We start from the raw sequence: 2,997 nt of genomic DNA on the forward strand, positions 1-2,997 counted from the left end.
GAAATGAACTCACTGTTTATATAGTACCCTTGAATTTGGTCTTTATAACCAAATTACGAATGGAATTTATACTTAGAATTACAACTATATAACAAAGGGTGCTATTTATGTTCATTCATCACTTGTGCCCCTTTTATGTGACCTTTGCCAAAGGACATATTTAAGATTATCGTATGCGATTCTTTATGTTAAAGTAAAAACAATCCAAAATACATTTTCTCTTTCTCATCCAAGAGAAGAGGTATAGTGGTTTCCCCTTAATTCTAGAGCAGCCAATTAACCAAAAAAGTAAATTGGCTGCTCTTTTTTATTTCTGCTTCCAGCATATTAAGTACCCAATATTTTAAATTTTTTGCATGAACTTCACCTTGTTAACTACATATACGTTTCTCTATTTTTGCATACGAAAAAGAACATCCACGCCCAAAAATGCTCTTCTCATAAAGGAGTAGGTCTTAGTAATGCATTAGGACAACCGATTTCCTGAATTCCCTTCATCTTAAAAGACCGCCTTTCACAGGCGGTTGGTTTAGTCCTATTGCAAACTTTTTGTTATATTCCCCAAAAGTGTACCTTTACAAATATTGATTATTAGAATCGTTCATATAATAGAATGATATCTTTTTTCCATAGATTTAAACATACTCGAAATTTGTAACAGAACAAATTTCTTTAATTAACTTGAAACATGTATTTTTTATAATTTTTATGTACCGATAAGACAAGGCCCATAGTTATCATATTTGAAAATAGTGAACTCCCTCCATATGATAAAAAAGGAAGTGCAATTCCTTTTACCGGCATTAAACCGACAATCATTCCAATGTTTTGAAAAGTTTGGAGTGTTAAAACACCAATTATCCCAGCACATAACAATGTACCAAATAGATTATCTGCGGAATGGCCAATTATAGTTATCCGATAGACAAGAAGTAAACAGATTAATATAACAAAAGAAGCAATGATAAATCCACCTTCTTCAGCAATCGTGGCAAAAATAAAATCCGTATGCTTTTCAGGAATATATACATTTGCTTGTCCAAATCCTTTTCCATACAATCCACCGCTCCCAACTGCTAAAATAGACTGTTTCGCTTGATACCCTGCATCTGTATACTCAAACGGATTCAACCATCCCAAAATTCTTGATTGTTGGTGGTGTTTTAGCCTAGGAATTAATACATTAAAGATTATTTCTGGATATTTTATATATACATATGCTAAAGAGAGAAAAATAACTAATGGAATGCCTACAAAAGCTGCGACTATTTTTTTTTGAATTCCTGACATAAACAAAATACATACCACAGCTATTCCATACAAAAAAAACATCCCTGTGTCAGGTTGCTTATATACAAACAATGAAGGCGGAAGGGACACTAAGCCGATTTTACCTATCAGTATAAAATCGGTCTTCCATGTTTGCATAATATATCTCTCTTTATGTTTTACTGCCAAACTTGCAACTAATATAATTAATGCGATTTTAAAAAATTCCGATGGCTGGATTTGACCGATAACAGGAAATTGAAACCATCCTTTTTGCCCCTAATTTAACAGGTGTAAATGATGATTCCGGTAATAGGTACAATAGAATAATGGAAGAAAATCCAATAATATATAGTGGCCAAGATAAAGTTTTCCACTGATCCCAATCAATACTTGCAACAAGTATTAGTAATACAAATCCGATTATATAGTTCCTACCTTGTTGCAAGGCAAAGTTTGTACTCTCATATTGTCCAGTTTGTTGACTACTATAAATAGCAGTAATACTGATAAGACACAATATAAATAAAATTAAAAGTAGCTTTGTATCTAATGTTCTTAATAATTCTGCAACCTTTTTCATAAAATTTCTCCTTGATATATTTGATCTTGCCTATAATACGAAAAAAAATTTGATTTTATGGAAATTTTTTAAAAAGTTTATATAGAATTTTATTAAAAAATTCTATATAAATGCTTAATTTTTCCTAAATTATAAGAGTTTTGTTTCAAAGTTTGATATATATAAGTCTTCTTTAGAAGTCCATCATGCTTAAATTAGATGCCTACAAATAATTACAAAAATTAGTATACAAGGAAAAATACAAATAATTATTGTGTCATTTACACATACAAGTCTACCTTAACAGACACACAATGAACTTCACTTTGTTTTGTTAAGTTGAGAAGAAACTTAACAAAACAAAATAGATATACTGTACCAAAAAGAGAATAATATATATCCATTCCTAGTGTAATTCTTTGTATATATGTGTTGGAGAGGCGATTTTATTCGTCTCTTTTTTTATTGTATTTGTCATCATTGGTATACATAACCAAAACGCAGTGCATATTAAGAGGGATGAAAGACTTACTGTATCACTCATACTTGAATGAGGACTCGGAACCCCTTATATCAAATGTAGTTGATATGTTTGTTTTCCATCCTAATGTGAAGAATGTACTATGTGATTCATACCTAACATTACACTACCGCACACTGTTCAAATTACATAGTTGTTCTTCACTTTGAATTCAAAATCATCTTCTTCATCCCAAAACCCCTCTATCCAATAAAGCTTTTATCATCCTCCCTTTTTAGGTGTCCAAAATGTCCATTAATGTGTAATTTCTATATAACAAAGAAAAGCACCCGTTATGGATGCTTATATATATCGTTAATTTTCCCTAATAACCAATATTGTTATTTTTTAGGTATACAATACCAAAATAGCGCATAGTAAGAATGCCGGAGAACATCCTGTACTATTCAATCATTGGAGACCCCTAATTCCTCTAGCTATATACTTGAAATGGTTCGTTTGTTCTCCTGTATTCCTGACATGTTTTTCCTACCTGAGGGCTGAAGAACGTACCGTGTAATTTGTGTTCAAAAGTACACCGACGCTTTTTTATTACAGTTATACAGTCGTTCTTCATATTTTGTACCAAATCCCAGATTCACAGTCATTTCAGAAAAGGGTTGTGAAAGAAATAAAAAGGATGTAC

Annotated in this window: 1 pseudogene; it reads right to left on the reverse strand. The window is 31.5% G+C overall.

From position 1 onward, the window contains the following. Positions 1-672: 672 nt before the first annotated feature. Positions 673-1,852, reverse strand: a pseudogene (locus CDB3_RS31060) (FtsW/RodA/SpoVE family cell cycle protein). Between the last annotated feature and the right edge of the window lie 1,145 nt (positions 1,853-2,997).

This window comes from Bacillus sp. CDB3 (genome assembly GCF_002081505.1).
GTDB lineage: Bacteria > Bacillota > Bacilli > Bacillales > Bacillaceae_G > Bacillus_A > Bacillus_A cereus_AT.